The sequence below is a fragment of the Paenibacillus sp. XP01 genome (assembly GCF_057364885.1).
In genome coordinates this window covers 1,404,061-1,418,578 of record NZ_CP139481.1, presented here as the reverse complement: position 1 = coordinate 1,418,578, position 14,518 = coordinate 1,404,061, and the positions used below count along the sequence as shown (strand labels likewise).

Below are 14,518 nucleotides of genomic sequence, written 5' to 3'. Positions count from 1 at the left end.
TTCCTGGGAAATCATCGTTGCTTCAGGACAAACGATCGAAGCCTATTGCCGCTTTTTCCTAAAAAGGGACCTGCCCCCCACCCAGATCAAAATGCCGGCTGCGCCCCCAAGAAGATCCACTCCAACATCGCGAACAGATGAAGTTCGATCCTTGGAAAACTGCTGTATGTACTCATCCGTGCCTGCAATGGCTGCAACGACGATCAATGAGATCATTGCACATTTGGCCCAATGCACGTTCCTGCAACGCAAGCTCGCATAGACCAATATTCCCAGGACAGCATACACGAACAGATGCGCAGTCTTCCGGAACATAAATTCGACAAATTCGTAGGGCTGCTGCCTTAAAGAGTAAGAACGATCACCGTAATGGAAGGCAATGTCCGGAAACGATATTTTCAACCGCAAATGTTCTGCCCAGTTGTGCAACCAAGGCTGAATGCTCTGCTGTTGATAGGTTTGCATGGAGAAGGACCAGATCAGCATGATCCAGCCCAGAATAAACAATAACCACAGAATATAACCGAACGTTCTCCGGCGCTTGTAACCGTTGCTTTTGACTCGCCTTCTTTTTTTGCGAGCAACCTCCTCTGCAATGATGGGTATCACCACTTTCATTAGCCCTCTGCACGTTATTTTTCTGCGTATTCCTCAAGAATTCCACGAATCCGGTCCCGTTCGGCCTGGTCCACGATATAATAATAAATGCCGTCTATTTTTTCGCCCTTGCCTTGAATTTCAACCGTGTCGATCGTTCCCAAATCACTGCGATATTCGAACAAAAGCTCTTTCATTTCATCAAATGTCAGGTCGGTTCTGACATGGGTTCCCAACTCTTCGAGCACCGAATGCAAATTCATGACGCTTGAAACCTGCAGCGAATTTTGAAACACGCTTTTCAACACTTCGCGCTGCCTTTCATTGCGCCCAAGGTCTCCTTTTGGATCATCATAACGCATTCTTGAGTAACCGAGGGCAGCCGAACCGTCCAAATGGATATTCCCCTTCTCATAGCGCATCCCGTCATAATCAAAAGCAAATGGATTATTCACGTCGACCCCACCCACCAGGTCGATAATCCGAGCAAACCCTTCCATATCCACTTTCATGTAATAATGGATCGGAATGCCCAAAAATTGTTCGATCGTTCGAATCGACATGTCCACTCCACCGAACGCATACGCATGATTGATTTTGTCCTCTGTGCCATGTCCGACAATCTCCGTTCTGGTGTCTCTCGGAATATTGAACAAAAGCGCCTTGTGTTTGGCCGGGTTGACGCTTAATACAATGATTGTATCGGATCGTCCCGAATCATTGGGTCTCTCATCTACCCCAAGAATCAGCGCATTGAACGGCTCCTTGCTGTTTAGATCTACCGGGAGGCCTCCACCTTTATTTGTAATGGATACCGGCTTGACCGGATTGCGCGGTTCATAGATTTGCTCAGCGGTGGACTTAACGGACTGATACAGGTAGATGCCATACCCCGCCGTGCCCAGAATCAATAGGGAAAACGTCCATATGGTGATTTTTAGCCACTTTTTCATAAGTTTGCCCTCGCTCATACTCGATTGTGGATGAACTCGTTAAATGATTGCCGCTGTTTTTCCTTGAATGCGGACCAGCCCCGGACGGCCAACCGAATAATATTGCAGGTCTGATGCCAGAATTTGTTCCGGGCCATACAGATTGCGTCCATCAATCATAATGGGTTCTTTCATCACATGGACCAGGTCCTGCAAATCAACTTTGGAAAATTCCTTCCATTCGGTCAACACGCACAACGCATCCGTATCCCTCGCTGCCTGCAAAGCATCTTCGCACCACTGAATCGAAGCAATATCGACTTCTTTGCGGAAGTTAGGCATCGCGATCGGATCATACACTTTGATGACTGCCCCGGCATCATGAAGATAGTTGATGATATCGATTGCCGGCGCCTCCCGCACATCGTCCGTGTCCGGTTTGAATGCAAGTCCCCAAATGCCAATCGTTTTACCTTGGAGCGACCCGGCAGCCTCTTCCAGTTTGCGAATGACTTGAAAGCGTTGGTCCTGGTTGACTTGCACGACGGACTTCAACAAGCGGAAATCGTAATCAACCCTGTCCGCAATCTGGATCAGGGCTTGGGTATCTTTGGGAAAGCATGAACCACCATAGCCGATTCCCGCCTTCAGGAAGGCGGATCCGATCCGTTTGTCATACCCCATGCCTTCGGCCACGCGAGTGACGTCAGCGCCTACTTTTTCGCAAATATTCGAAATTTCATTAATGAACGAAATTTTGGTTGCCAGGAAAGCATTGGATGCGTATTTGATCATTTCGGCAGAGCGGATGTCCGTGATGATGATATTGTCCGTTAACGGACGATGAAGCTTTTTGAGCGTTTTGATGACCCGATCGCTATCCGTTCCGATCACGATGCGATCCGGATGCAGCGTATCCTTTACGGCCGACCCCTCCCGCAAAAACTCAGGTACCGAAGCCACGTCAAAAGGTTGACCGCTGATGCTGCTGATCAAGTCTTTCACGCGATCATTCGTGCCGACGGGGACGGTGCTTTTGGTCACCACGATTTTATAATTTTTCATGTGGGTTCCGATTTCCAGCGCCACCTGCTCAACAAAACTCAGATTGGCTTCTCCATTTGGCAGGGGAGGCGTGCCTACCGCAATAAAAATGATATCGGATTGGTCCATGGCTTCGGCAATATCCGACGTAAAGGATAATCGGCCTGCTTTCATGTTGGATTGCATCAGTTCTTGAAGACCTGGCTCGTAGATCGGCACGCCGCCGTCATTGAGCATATCAACCTTGGCTTGATTGTTGTCCACGCAGATGACCTTGTTGCCGATTTCCGAAAAGCATACTCCTGACACAAGACCGACATATCCCGTTCCAATCACCGCTATGTTCATCTTCTTCTCCCCCAGTTCACGCAATTTTGGATAATTTCAGCCCATTCCGTCTCGATGCGGACAATGTCTTCTTCCACCAATTCGCTGCCCATCTGCACTTCAATGATTTCAAGTTCGGTTACAGCTTTTACGCTATGCATGCACCCTAACGGGATGACGATATTGTCCCCCTGGGAAATTTTCATCAGGTCGCCGTCAAGTATGAATTCTCCCTGACCCGACACAACCGTCCACACTTCATTCCGTTTCAAATGATACTGATAGGACAAATTTTTGCCGGCACCGATCACGATGCGTTTCGTCAGCACCTCATCGCCGTCCGCATTTCGCGTATAGTCCAGCACCCGGTAACATCCCCAGCGGCGCTCCTCGTACATGGGCCGGTCATTGCGGTCTTTCAATACCTCTTTGACCTGGGGGCTGGCCTCTTTCTCGCTGACAAGAATGCCATCCGGGCTCGTTGCCACTATAAGATTGGACACGCCAAGCACGCATACGGGGATATTCAATTCATTGATGAGATGAGTGTTGATCGAATTTCCACTCATGACGCCCGGCCCAACAATGTTGGTGCTCATTTCGTCCGTCAGTGTGTTCCATGTGCCGAGGTCCTTCCAATACCCCTCGTACGGCGTGACCACAATGTGACCGGATTTCTCGACAACCTGGTAATCAAAGCTGATTTTTTCCAGCCTGTCATATTGCTTAAGCATCTCCTCGTACTGGATGGGTAGTTCAAGGGAAATCAGGAGATTGATCAGGTAGTTCAGGTTGAATGCAAAAACCCCGCAATTCCAAAGCGCAGATTGTTGAATCATCTCTGCCGCTTCGGCTTCGCGGGGTTTCTCCTGGAAACGCAATACTTTCGTATATGGAGCATGCTCATTCTCCACTTCTTTGGTGCCGGGAATGATATACCCGTACTTTTCGGAAGGATATGTCGGTTTGACGCCGATCAAAGCCAGTTCCGCTTCGGATTGGTTTAGTATGGACTCAAGTTCGGTCACTTTATGAAAAAAGGCCTCTTCCACATAGGGATCTACCGGAAGTACAGCCACAGTCTCATTCAGGCTGACACCCTTGACCGAATACAGATACACGGCCGCCAATGCAATAGCCGGGAAGGTGTCTCTGCGCTCCGGTTCTACAACGAGGTCCACTTCCTCTCCCAATTGGCTGCGCAAAATCTCAACCTGAGGTTTGCTTGTTGCAATAGTGGCCGATTCGCTTAACCCGGTATGCTGCAGCTGTCTCCATACACGCTGAACCATCGATTCGGCCTGCCCATTGGGGCCTTCCAGCACTTTCAGAAATTGTTTGGAGCGTGTGTCATTGGACAACGGCCATAACCGTTTGCCGGACCCGCCGGAAAGAAGTACGATTCTCATAACGTAGTCACTTCACTCCTTATTTTATCCCTTTTTTTAAACCGTGACGGTTTCTTTGTATCCATGATCCAAGGACATATTGCCTTTGGCGGAGCCGGCCATATTCGCCGTGTTCACCTCATGTGTCCATAGCTGGTAGTAGCCTGAATTCTTTCCATACGAATTATCTATCAAGATATTTGGCTTTGCCATCAGGCAGGACAAAATATGTCCATGCAACCGGGAGGTATGAATCATTTCGTATTGGGCGAAGAGCCGAACAGCCTTGCGTACCAGGTAGTCGCTGTACACGTTCCAAGCAAACTGCAGCAGCTTTCTTGCTTTTCGCTTACGGAGAGCGTTCGCCATCAAAAATATCATCTTTTTCTCGTATCTGTTATACAATGATGCCCAATCTACAGTGTCGCCTTGGACAACGATATCCGACTGTTCTGCGTTGGTTTCAATATCGGTTCTCAAGAAGTTCAGTTTCGCCTTTTTCGCGGTGACCGGGGTCTGAATCTTCCATAATTGATGCGCCATATCCGGAAGAAGCCCTACATGAGCGCGGGTGAAATATGTGGTCGCCAGCTTATAAGAAGATTCATCCCGAGTATATACATACAGATTACTGTGCCGATTGAATAGTTCTGCGGTCTTTTGCAGGTTGGCTACATCCTTGTAGAAAATCGTTTGGGGCAATATGACGATTTTATTTCTTGGATACTTTTGGACTACAAGTTCCCTGAGTCTTTGGTGCGAATCATATAAATCGCCGAAATTCCCTCCTCCGCTCATCACAATGATATGGTCTTCGGGGATCCTGACATCTTCGTGAAAATCGTGTACGCTATACGAATCTGTGACTTGGATGTCATTGCTTTTAAAAAAAGCCAACGCCCCCTTCATAATTAGCAGGTCCCCGCCATTGCTATAGACCGGATAGTCCAAATAAAAGATCTTTGATTTTGGAGGGATCGCCTCCAAAAGCTGTGAAAGCCGTTGTTTCAGCTCATCCATGGGATGAGTCCGTTGCACGTTTGGCATCTTTCCGAGCTCCTTTGAATGGATTTTTCTCTCTGAAGGTTTGTTTCAAGAACGGGATATCCTTGGAATCATAGATCATGCTATGCAAGGGCAGCTTGAACAGAATGGAGATCGATATCAGGGACATCAGGATACGAACAAATGAGCCGACGAGCAAGGCAATTGCAATCCCCAGCAAGCCAAACGTGGGCGTAAGCACAAAAAATAGCGCAATCGTCACGGATAGCGCAATAACCTGTCTCAGCACGATGACCCCTGGCCTCCCAAGCGCATTAAACGCCGAGGCCAAAATCCATGAACCTCCACCTACGATGCATTCAAGTGAAAGCAAGTAGAAGACGCCGCTGGCCTGCAAAAATTCCGGCCCAAACAGGAGACCAATAAAAAAACGACCAATAAACATGCTTGGCAATACTATAATCGTCATCAGCACCATGCTGATTCGAAAAGCTCTGCCGACCAGCAGCAATACCCGTTCTTTTTCCATGCCTGCCACTTTCGGAAAGATCACGTTGGTTATCGCATTTTGTACGACATTAAACATTCTCGAAAGAGCATACACGACGGAATACAGGCCAAAATCGCGTGGAGTAAGCAATGCTACAATGATGATCTTGTCGAATTGGGTATAGAGCGTACCTAGCAATTCAACGCCATACACCCGAATGCCGTAACTGAACAAGTGCACGCAAGCCTTGAATCGGTGCATGAATTGGCCAGCCGAGTCGAGGATTTGGCTTCTCATCATATACATGTAGACCGCAAGTACAAGAAACGAAGATGCCAGACTGACAATAATAGCCCGCTCTACGGTCAGCGTTCCTGCGATCCACAGGGCTACCAGCCCCAGAAGATTGATCAAAGGAACGAGCAGCCTCGACAAATTGTATACATGGAATCGTTCCGTGCCTTGGGCGGCTGCGGCCAAGACACCTGTCAAAAGCAGAACAGGAACCATAAGAACCGTATACCATTTCGCTAAAGAGACTACCGAATCCGAATATCCGGTTAACCATGAAGAGACTCCGATCCAGCTGACGATACCGATGATCAGACTGATCGGCAGCTGAACTGCAAAACTCATGCCAATATAGGTTGAGAGCTGATTTTGGTTCTTCTTCACGTTATAAATCAACGATGTCGGCAGCCCGAATGCCGCAATACCAGACAAAAACGCCGGCCAGAACAGCACGGCGGCCAGTTCCCCCTTCCCCGCAGCTCCGAACATGCGAGCGGTCAGGATGGAAGTAAGCGTCGTTACAGCCATAATGGCAATGTTCGCAAAACTGGTCATGAGAATCGTTTGGAGCATGCTGTTCGATCTTGGGGACTTTGCAGCGACTAGGCTCATCAGGCGTTCATCCCTTTGCTTTTCCGAAATGAACCCACGATCGTGCCATTGCGATAAGAAATTTTGACCATTTGGCTAGTTACTTTTTTTACATTGTTCACCGAAAGCAACATAAGCACCAGTGCCTGTGCAATTCTTATCACATGTTTGAAGATTCCCCACGCACTTTTTCTGTACCGCGTTGCGTCACTGATTCCCTGCCAATACATCCGTCTTAACAGCCAGCGTTTGTTCAATCGACTTTTAGAAATTTTATGTTCTACGACCGCAAACGGACTGTAATAAATTTTGTGCTCTAATCGGACACGGCTAATCAGTTCGCTCTCTTCACTTGACATCAAGTTAGTTCCTACGCGTCCCAAATCCACTCGAAACGGCTGGATCTTCTCGAATATGTTTTTCCGAAACGATACGTTCGCGCCAAACGGGATATGTGGAGCCTGCATCTCTACTACATGATCTGAAAAATCCATAACCGTATACAAACTCACGATATCGTCCGGTATCCAGTCCGGCTTGCCCCCTTCCCAAAGAGGGATGATCTTTCCGCCAACGCAACCGATCGCAGGATCCTTATCGAATATTTTTAAGACTTCATCGATCCAGGATGGAAAAGCAAGAGCATCATCGTCCAAAAACAGGATAAATTCACCTTTCGCTTCTTCAATTGCCCTGTTCCTTGCATAAGACAATCCTAATTGGGGTTCGAAAATATATCTTACATTCGAAGGAAATTGCATGGAATCAAACAATTCCTTGGTATTATCTGTAGAACGATTATCTATGACCAAAATTTCAAATTCACTCTGTTCCGTGTCTCCTCTCAAGACACTATCCACAGCCTGCATGGTGTCATTCCCTCTGTTATGCGTACATATGGCTACTGACGCCCTCATGTCCTCACCCCGAAATTTGCAATATTTTGCGTTTAAGCCAATTGCCTTAGCAGCTGGCCTCGATGCGACCAGAGGCAATGATTGATAACCCAATCATATCCGTTATCCCCAAGCGTCCTTGCAAGATCTTCATCCATCACCAATTGTTCGATTCGATCCGCAATTTCCTTTTCATTCAAAGGATCAACCAGATAACCGGTAACAGAGTCCCTGACAGCGTCCGGAATCCCTCCGCTATTGCCGCCAATGACCGGCAACCGGTAATAGTTAGCCTCCAGAAACACAATGCCAAACCCCTCAACGTCACCCTTTTCCTTAATATCACGACTGGGCATGATGAACAGATCGGAACATTGGTACAACTGATGAAGCTCATGGTCAGGGATCCCCCCTGTAAAAACAACAACATCCTCCAGTTCGTATTGCTGGACCAAACGTTCCAGTTCACTACGGTAAGGTCCTTCCCCACAGATAACGTACTTCAGATCCGGAATTCGCTTCACGACTTGACGAACGGCACGAAGCGTAATGTCGTGACCTTTACGTTCAACCAATCTGGAAACGGTAATCATGACCTTGTTATCCTGCAGACCATACTTACTCCTGACGTTTACCTCGTGGCCAACGGCCCCCCTCAGCTTCCCAATATTCAAGCCTGGCGGAATAATCACAATCTGTTCTTCTCTGATGCCTAGCTCCACAAGTCTAGAGCGTGTATATTGACTGTTGGCAATAACCTTGTCGGAACGCCGCAATATAGTCATCAACAGAGGAAAAAACCTGCTGCCGCGCATTCCCATAACGTCCAGACCATGAACGTAAGTGAAATACTTTACACCAAAACAGGTTTTCATAATTGGACCAGCAATTCCTACCGGAAACACATTAATGAAATGAATTTCATTCGTTTTTTTGCGCCATCTTAGCAGGATTAACTGTATCAATAAGATCAGCTGGGATATAAGCAAGAGCACCTTATTCGAATTCCAGAAAATACGCTTGCGGATAATCTCGAATCCTTCACTTTGGTCAAACTGGCTTGATTGTGCCGAATCCTTTATTTTATTGGTCAGAACCGTGGTCTCTTCCGCAGGCATCTGTGAAATAAGCCCGTAAGCATAATCGTGAATTCCGCCTTTTTCAGGAGGAAAATCAATCGCTACAAATACTTTGTTCATATTCGTCATCTCCCTCGAAAGAACGCAGCCAACCTGCTCATACCGCATTCATGATAATGTTGACGGTATCTTTGGCGCATTTGTTCCAAGTAAAGAACGCCGAATGCTCCCTGCCCTTATCGGACAATTTTTGACCTAGTTCCGAGTTTGATGTAACCTCGATCAAACGTGCGGCAGCCTCCTTAGGATCAAGGGGATTAAAATATAATCCAGCATCGCCGCATATCTCAGGAATGGAAGCGCGGGAAGATACAACGACGGGACATCCGAGCGCCATTGCTTCGAGCGGGGGCAAACCAAAGCCTTCGTACAGCGAAGGGAAAATAAAACCGGCAGCATGCTCGTATAAAGCAAGTAATTCTTCATCGGATACATACCCCAGCCAATGTACGGAATCGAAATGAGGCGTATCTTGCTCTCCGAACACTCTGCTATTTTTAGATCCTACAATAACAACCTTTAAATCATGGCCTTCAAGTTCAGGCACTACATCAAAAATCATTTTAAAATTTTTATTGGGATTCATTGCGCACACCGCTAAAATATACGGACTGTGTAATTGATATTTCTCAATAATTCCATGTGCCGCCTGTATACGATGGATGTGATCAATCCCCAAATAAGTCACTGCAATCTTCTCCTCCTCTATTTTGCAATTGAGGATCAATTCTTTTTTGGAGAAATGAGATACCGTAATTATTTTCTTTGAGGACTTCCCCAAACGTGCCAACAAAAATTTGTACCAATTACGAAAGGCAAAGGAAAAACCTTCCGGGGAGCTAAATACGGCAGCATCATGAATGGTGACGATTTGGTTTTTTTTGAAAGCAGGCCCCGTATTACACATATTGATCAGCATTCCCCCTCTTGAATAGAAAGGAAGTTCGAACTGTTCCCACAGGTGACCTTTCAATTTACCGACAACTCTATGACTGATATGTTTAAGTTCCAATTTCGTTATTACGTTGTTAGGTGACAGAAGATGAAATTGATATTGCTTTGAGTCAATAGCGCCTTGGTCAATCAACCTATCAATTTCTTTCACGAGTTCTATGGCATACCTTTGTACCCCTGTAACGGTCTGGGTCAAGAATCGGGCATTCATATATATTTTAATCATGCACTTCTCCCATTCTCTCCGAAAATTTCGCATGCTTCGTTGTAGGAGCCGGAATTTTACCCCGCATATTGGATACTTCATAATAAATGTTTACTATTTCTTCATTCATTCTTACAGAACTGAATTTTTCTTTGTAAATCTCATAACCTTTGTTTCCCATTTCCGCCAAAGTGGTTTTGTCCAATTGCATCAGCAAATCGGGCAGCTCGTCGGACTGATCTATATCAAAGACGTAACCATTCATTCCATGTGTTATCAATTCCGGCAATGCTCCACGATTGCTGACGATCACGGGTTTTTTATTCTTCATCGCCTCCACAGCCGTCAAACCAAATCCCTCCCATCGGGAAGGCATAATAACCGCATCACACTTCTGGTAATATTCATCGATTTCCTCGTGATTCACCCACCCTATTTGAATGACATTATCCGAAAAATGTAAATGATGATCATCTTCTAGTACAGGCTCACCTACTACGCTTAATGTAATCCGCTGCTGTAAATGCTGATGCTGTTGGAATACATCCAACAGGATGTCCAACCCTTTGGCCCAATCGTAACGACCTACGAATAAAAGCTGAATGCTTGAAGATTCTTCTGATGACCGATATTCCGAATGTCGATGATCGAGTGACACATTCCTCTGTCTCTCGCTAATTCCGCTGTAGACTAATTTGGATTTGAAAGGGGACATCCCAAATCGAATGGACTGTTCCAATTCACGTTTCGAGACATTAATGATACAGTCGGTTTTGAACTCGAGGATCTTCTCGATCATGAAATAAACTTTTTTAAGCCACTGCTTGGTGTCCATTAGAAAGGACCAGCCGTGTGAGCAGTAAATCACGCTAGCTTTGCGCCGAGTAATAAAAAACAAACCTCTTACAAGCATGCCTGCAAACGAACTGTGGACATGGATAATGTCCGGTTGAATTCTTTGTATGTTTTGGTAGATCTGTTTCATGGCAGAGAAGAAAAATTTAGGATGACGCTTATAGGTATACCGACAAATGCGTTCGGGTTCTAAATCGAAATCAGAAGCCGAGTTATAGTCACTTAAAAGTAAATGAACATCAAAATAATTTCGTTGATAAGCGACAACTTCGTTCATGTATGTCGCCACTCCACCAACAACATACTCGCCGATATGCAAAATCTTCAACTTTGCTCACCCATTCTTTATGGTATTTCCTCTGTTTTCCGATGCTGGTACAAGGCTGCACCTACAAATAACCAAAGAAAGACGTTTGAAGGAAACATCTCAAGTACATTCGTTGTAACACTTGCTGCTGCTACACCTACAACAAGTCCGATCGCGGTTTGCGGTAACTTCAGGCGATCAGTCACAGGCAGCTGCTTCATTCGCTTTATGAGACTGTGCATTATCCACAAAAATAAGATTGATATATACATGACCCCAATCAATCCTATTTGCTCATAAAAAGAGAAGAATTGGCTATCCACGGCATAATCTCTGGATTGTAGACCAATCATATTCATTCGGCGACTGGCAGCTCCCACGGCGCCAATGCCGTTCCCAATCATCCCGTGCATCGTGAAGGGCGAGGTTAAACCATATCCCCAGTTCTGAAAACGGTCCAGCATGGACGTAACTGACAATAAGTTATAATTGTTCAAAACTTGTACCCCAAGCACAGTTGCCGCCGGAAGCAGGAAAAACACGCTGGACAACAACAACAAGTTGCGTTTGTTGTACTGACGCATATGGAGGAGGAACATGACAATCTGATACACTCCCCATAAGACCAACGCAGAACGAATGGTAGACATAAACAAAAAACTAATCGTAAGCAGCTGAATCGATAGGCGAATTATTCGATAGTTTCTTGCCAAACGGACTTTCTCGGCAATTAGTCCTGAAATCAACAAGGCATAAGCATATCCGTCTGGTGAATAGGTGATCGAGGGCAGACGCGGTACTCCCTCAAAATAATTTTTTATATTTACGCCATAGACGAATCCAAGCGAGATCAGCTTCTCTATTCCAAGCGAATATTGAATAAGCCAGCCTATAATGAGAAGGACCAGGATGAACAAATTTGTTCTAGCGAACAACTCCACAGCATTGAATTTAGCGATTAACATGCCAATGAATACCATCATCATCGGCAAAAAGGTAATCTTGAATCCATAAATCAGCGCAACGAAACTTCCTCCAAGCAACAAATTCAATGAACCTAAGAAAAATATAGATCCTAGCAAAAATAGAAAGGGTACGATAAATGTTCTTTGCTCGTGATACACTTTGCTTAAAGCATAAATGGCCAACAAGGACATTCCCACATCTTTGAGAGAACGAACAATGATATTGTCGACATATATAGAAATTAGTCCATAACATGCCAAGTATACTAACAAAGCATGGATCGAAAGCTTCAACAGCGAATGCTTAGGTTCAACCAAAGATATCCCATATACGGGTCTTCCCATCTCTATAGATGCCATCTATATGTTTAACCCCCATGTCTGATCAGCTTATCGTAAATATTCACATGGTTAGAGAGAAGATAAGATTCATTGAAGGTCTGGCTGTGGTCATAGCAACGTTCTTTTATTTTTTCTTTCTGCTCCTCACTCAAATGAAAATATCGCAAAATGGACTGCTTGATCGCCTCTGAGCTTTGGCGATCAAACGAAAAATCGTCCGCATCCAGCAAAATTTCCACCATTCCTCCGACACGCGATGCATACACCGGTGTCCCTACTTGATAGGATTCAATGACCACTCTTCCAAATGGCTCCCCCCAAATCGAAGGGACAATGACAAGGTCCATCGCTGCCATCTGTCTGGCAATCTCCGTTTTGGCAATTTTCCCTTCAAATTTGATGCGATTATCCGAGGCTGCGGATTGTTGTAACGAAGAAAGCAGAGGACCTTCGCCAAAAATATGCAGTTGACCTGCAATATCTGGCCCAAGCCCCTTGAATGCCTCAATCAGATACTGAACGCCCTTCACTTCGGTAAGTTGGCCAAAATACCCGATATGGAGCGGGCCATTAACGTTCACTTTTTTCTGTTCATATAGCTCTGCCGCATCTGCATCATTTTCTACAATGTTGTGTACGACATGTTTGCTGGAGCCCTCGAAAAATCCAAGTCCGGTGTGAGTCCCAAGAATATGGCCGGAAATGCCAATGACGGACGAGATCGTTTGACTGGATTTTCGTGAAAAGACTCTATAGATCTTGGAATAAACCGATATACCAATCGGTTCGATCAAAGAGTAATCCCGAAGCGTATGTACAACCGGAATATTCAGCTCACGGGCAGCTCTCCAGATCGCCAAGCTAATACCTGGTAGATTTTGCGTATGGACCAGATCGGGCCTTTCGCGGACAAGAATCTCTTTAATGTGCCGATATTGCCTCAGGTTGAATATATCCTGAATGCGCCACATGACTTTACTTGCCACCGATGATTGCCTCTCGATATCTCCAACCCAGTACTGATTGTTATAAGGCAAACGGAATACATCGATTCCATTCACACGGTCGAGTTGGACCTTTCTGTCGTTATGCCGGCCAACGGTCACGACTTGAACTTCATATCGCCGACGCAACGTCTGTGCCAGGATTTGGGTGGACACCTCAGCCCCCCCAATGATGTTCGGCGGATAGAGGCTGTGGGCAATTAATACTTTGGCCATAGGATCAGGTCGTCCCCAGCAGCATGGAACGATAATGTTCGATCATGCGACCGAGCCCCTCTTCCAGACCGATTTTCGGCTCCCAATCCAGCAATTTTTTGGCTTTGTCAATGACCGGTCTTCTGACTTTGGGATCATCCTGAGGCAAAGGCATATATACGATATGGCTCTCCGACTGTGTAAGCCGCTTAACGAGGTGAGCCACTTCAAGCACGCTGTATTCGGATGGGTTACCGATGTTTACAATTTCCCCTTCTGCCTGATCCGATGCCATCAATTTTTCCAATCCCTGGATGTTATCGTCCACATAGCAGAATGACCGGGTCTGCGAACCATCCCCATATACGGTAATATCTCGACCAGTCAGCGCTTGGGTCACAAAATTCGAAATTACCCGACCATCGTCGTTGCGCAACCCCGCAGAATACGTATTAAAAATGCGAGCTACCCTCACGGCTACCTGATGCTTCGTATAATATTCGTAACAGAGCACTTCACCTAAACGTTTGGACTCATCGTAACAAGCTCGTGGTCCCCATGTGTTCACGTAACCACGATAGCTTTCAGGCTGCGGATGCACTTCCGGATCACCATAAGCTTCACTTGTGCTGGAGTAGAGGAACCGTGCTCCTTTGAGGCGAGCAAGCTCCAGCATATGATACGTCCCTTGTGTGTTGACCCAAATTGTACCCAAAGAATCGGCTTGATAAAATTTGGGCGAAGCTGGTGATGCAAGATGGTAGATTTCATCCAGAGGCTCATCGTCTAGAAAACTCAACGACGCAGGAACGGTAACATCCGCTTCGACAAAAGAAAAGAGGGGGCTTTCCGCCACCTCTTGTAAATTGGATATAACGCCGGTGGACAGATTATCCAATCCGGTAACACGATGGCCTTGCCCAACCAGAGATTTGACGAGATGTGAACCCAAGAACCCGGCTGCGCCCGTCACAACGATATGTTTCAATCC

At 46.1% G+C, this 14,518-nt stretch carries 13 protein-coding genes; all 13 read right to left on the bottom strand.

Features of this window, described 5'->3' with window-relative positions; translation table 11 throughout:
- Nucleotides 1–42: 42 nt before the first annotated feature.
- Genes SNR34_RS06385 through SNR34_RS06325 form a run of 13 tightly spaced genes read right to left on the bottom strand, consistent with a single transcriptional unit; the run spans nucleotide 43 to nucleotide 14,515 of the window.
- On the bottom strand, nucleotides 43–618 hold the full coding sequence (locus SNR34_RS06385; RefSeq protein WP_486181455.1) for a VanZ family protein: 576 nt from the start codon (nucleotides 616–618) through the stop codon (nucleotides 43–45).
- A 14-nt stretch (nucleotides 619–632) separates the two neighbouring features.
- Nucleotides 633–1,550: an LCP family glycopolymer transferase gene (locus tag SNR34_RS06380; protein WP_486181454.1), complete on the bottom strand. Its 918-nt coding sequence runs from the start codon at nucleotides 1,548–1,550 to the stop codon at nucleotides 633–635.
- Between the two features lie 39 nt (nucleotides 1,551–1,589).
- On the bottom strand, nucleotides 1,590–2,921 hold the full coding sequence (locus SNR34_RS06375; protein WP_486181453.1) for a UDP-glucose dehydrogenase family protein: 1,332 nt from the start codon (nucleotides 2,919–2,921) through the stop codon (nucleotides 1,590–1,592).
- Entirely contained in the window at nucleotides 2,918–4,309 is a 1,392-nt protein-coding gene (locus SNR34_RS06370) for a sugar phosphate nucleotidyltransferase (RefSeq protein WP_486181452.1), read from the bottom strand. The genes SNR34_RS06375 and SNR34_RS06370 overlap by 4 nt, the downstream gene beginning before the upstream one ends.
- A 36-nt stretch (nucleotides 4,310–4,345) precedes the next feature.
- Nucleotides 4,346–5,308, bottom strand: a complete 963-nt coding sequence (locus SNR34_RS06365) for a polysaccharide pyruvyl transferase family protein (RefSeq protein WP_486181451.1) — start codon at nucleotides 5,306–5,308, stop codon at nucleotides 4,346–4,348.
- On the bottom strand, nucleotides 5,301–6,686 hold the full coding sequence (locus SNR34_RS06360; RefSeq protein ID WP_339276587.1) for an oligosaccharide flippase family protein: 1,386 nt from the start codon (nucleotides 6,684–6,686) through the stop codon (nucleotides 5,301–5,303). Before SNR34_RS06360 ends, SNR34_RS06365 begins: the two co-directional genes overlap by 8 nt.
- Nucleotides 6,686–7,582 (bottom strand): glycosyltransferase, encoded by an 897-nt coding sequence (locus SNR34_RS06355; RefSeq protein ID WP_290371441.1) that lies wholly within the window; start codon nucleotides 7,580–7,582, stop codon nucleotides 6,686–6,688. The genes SNR34_RS06360 and SNR34_RS06355 overlap by 1 nt, the downstream gene beginning before the upstream one ends.
- Before the next feature lie 32 nt (nucleotides 7,583–7,614).
- On the bottom strand, nucleotides 7,615–8,760 hold the full coding sequence (locus SNR34_RS06350) for a glycosyltransferase family 4 protein (RefSeq protein WP_486181450.1): 1,146 nt from the start codon (nucleotides 8,758–8,760) through the stop codon (nucleotides 7,615–7,617).
- A 37-nt stretch (nucleotides 8,761–8,797) separates the two neighbouring features.
- The gene (locus SNR34_RS06345) at nucleotides 8,798–9,880 is read right to left on the bottom strand and encodes a glycosyltransferase family 4 protein (RefSeq protein WP_236415230.1); all 1,083 of its coding nucleotides are present in this window, start codon (nucleotides 9,878–9,880) and stop codon (nucleotides 8,798–8,800) included.
- Nucleotides 9,873–11,003, bottom strand: coding sequence for a glycosyltransferase (locus tag SNR34_RS06340; protein ID WP_290371444.1), 1,131 nt, complete (start codon nucleotides 11,001–11,003; stop codon nucleotides 9,873–9,875). Before SNR34_RS06340 ends, SNR34_RS06345 begins: the two co-directional genes overlap by 8 nt.
- Before the next feature lie 56 nt (nucleotides 11,004–11,059).
- The gene (locus tag SNR34_RS06335; protein ID WP_486181449.1) at nucleotides 11,060–12,331 is read right to left on the bottom strand and encodes a hypothetical protein; all 1,272 of its coding nucleotides are present in this window, start codon (nucleotides 12,329–12,331) and stop codon (nucleotides 11,060–11,062) included.
- A gap of 23 nt (nucleotides 12,332–12,354) precedes the next feature.
- The gene (locus SNR34_RS06330) at nucleotides 12,355–13,548 is read right to left on the bottom strand and encodes a glycosyltransferase family 4 protein (protein WP_486181448.1); all 1,194 of its coding nucleotides are present in this window, start codon (nucleotides 13,546–13,548) and stop codon (nucleotides 12,355–12,357) included.
- Between the two features lie 4 nt (nucleotides 13,549–13,552).
- On the bottom strand, nucleotides 13,553–14,515 hold the full coding sequence (locus tag SNR34_RS06325; protein ID WP_486181447.1) for a UDP-glucuronic acid decarboxylase family protein: 963 nt from the start codon (nucleotides 14,513–14,515) through the stop codon (nucleotides 13,553–13,555).
- Nucleotides 14,516–14,518 lie beyond the last annotated feature (3 nt).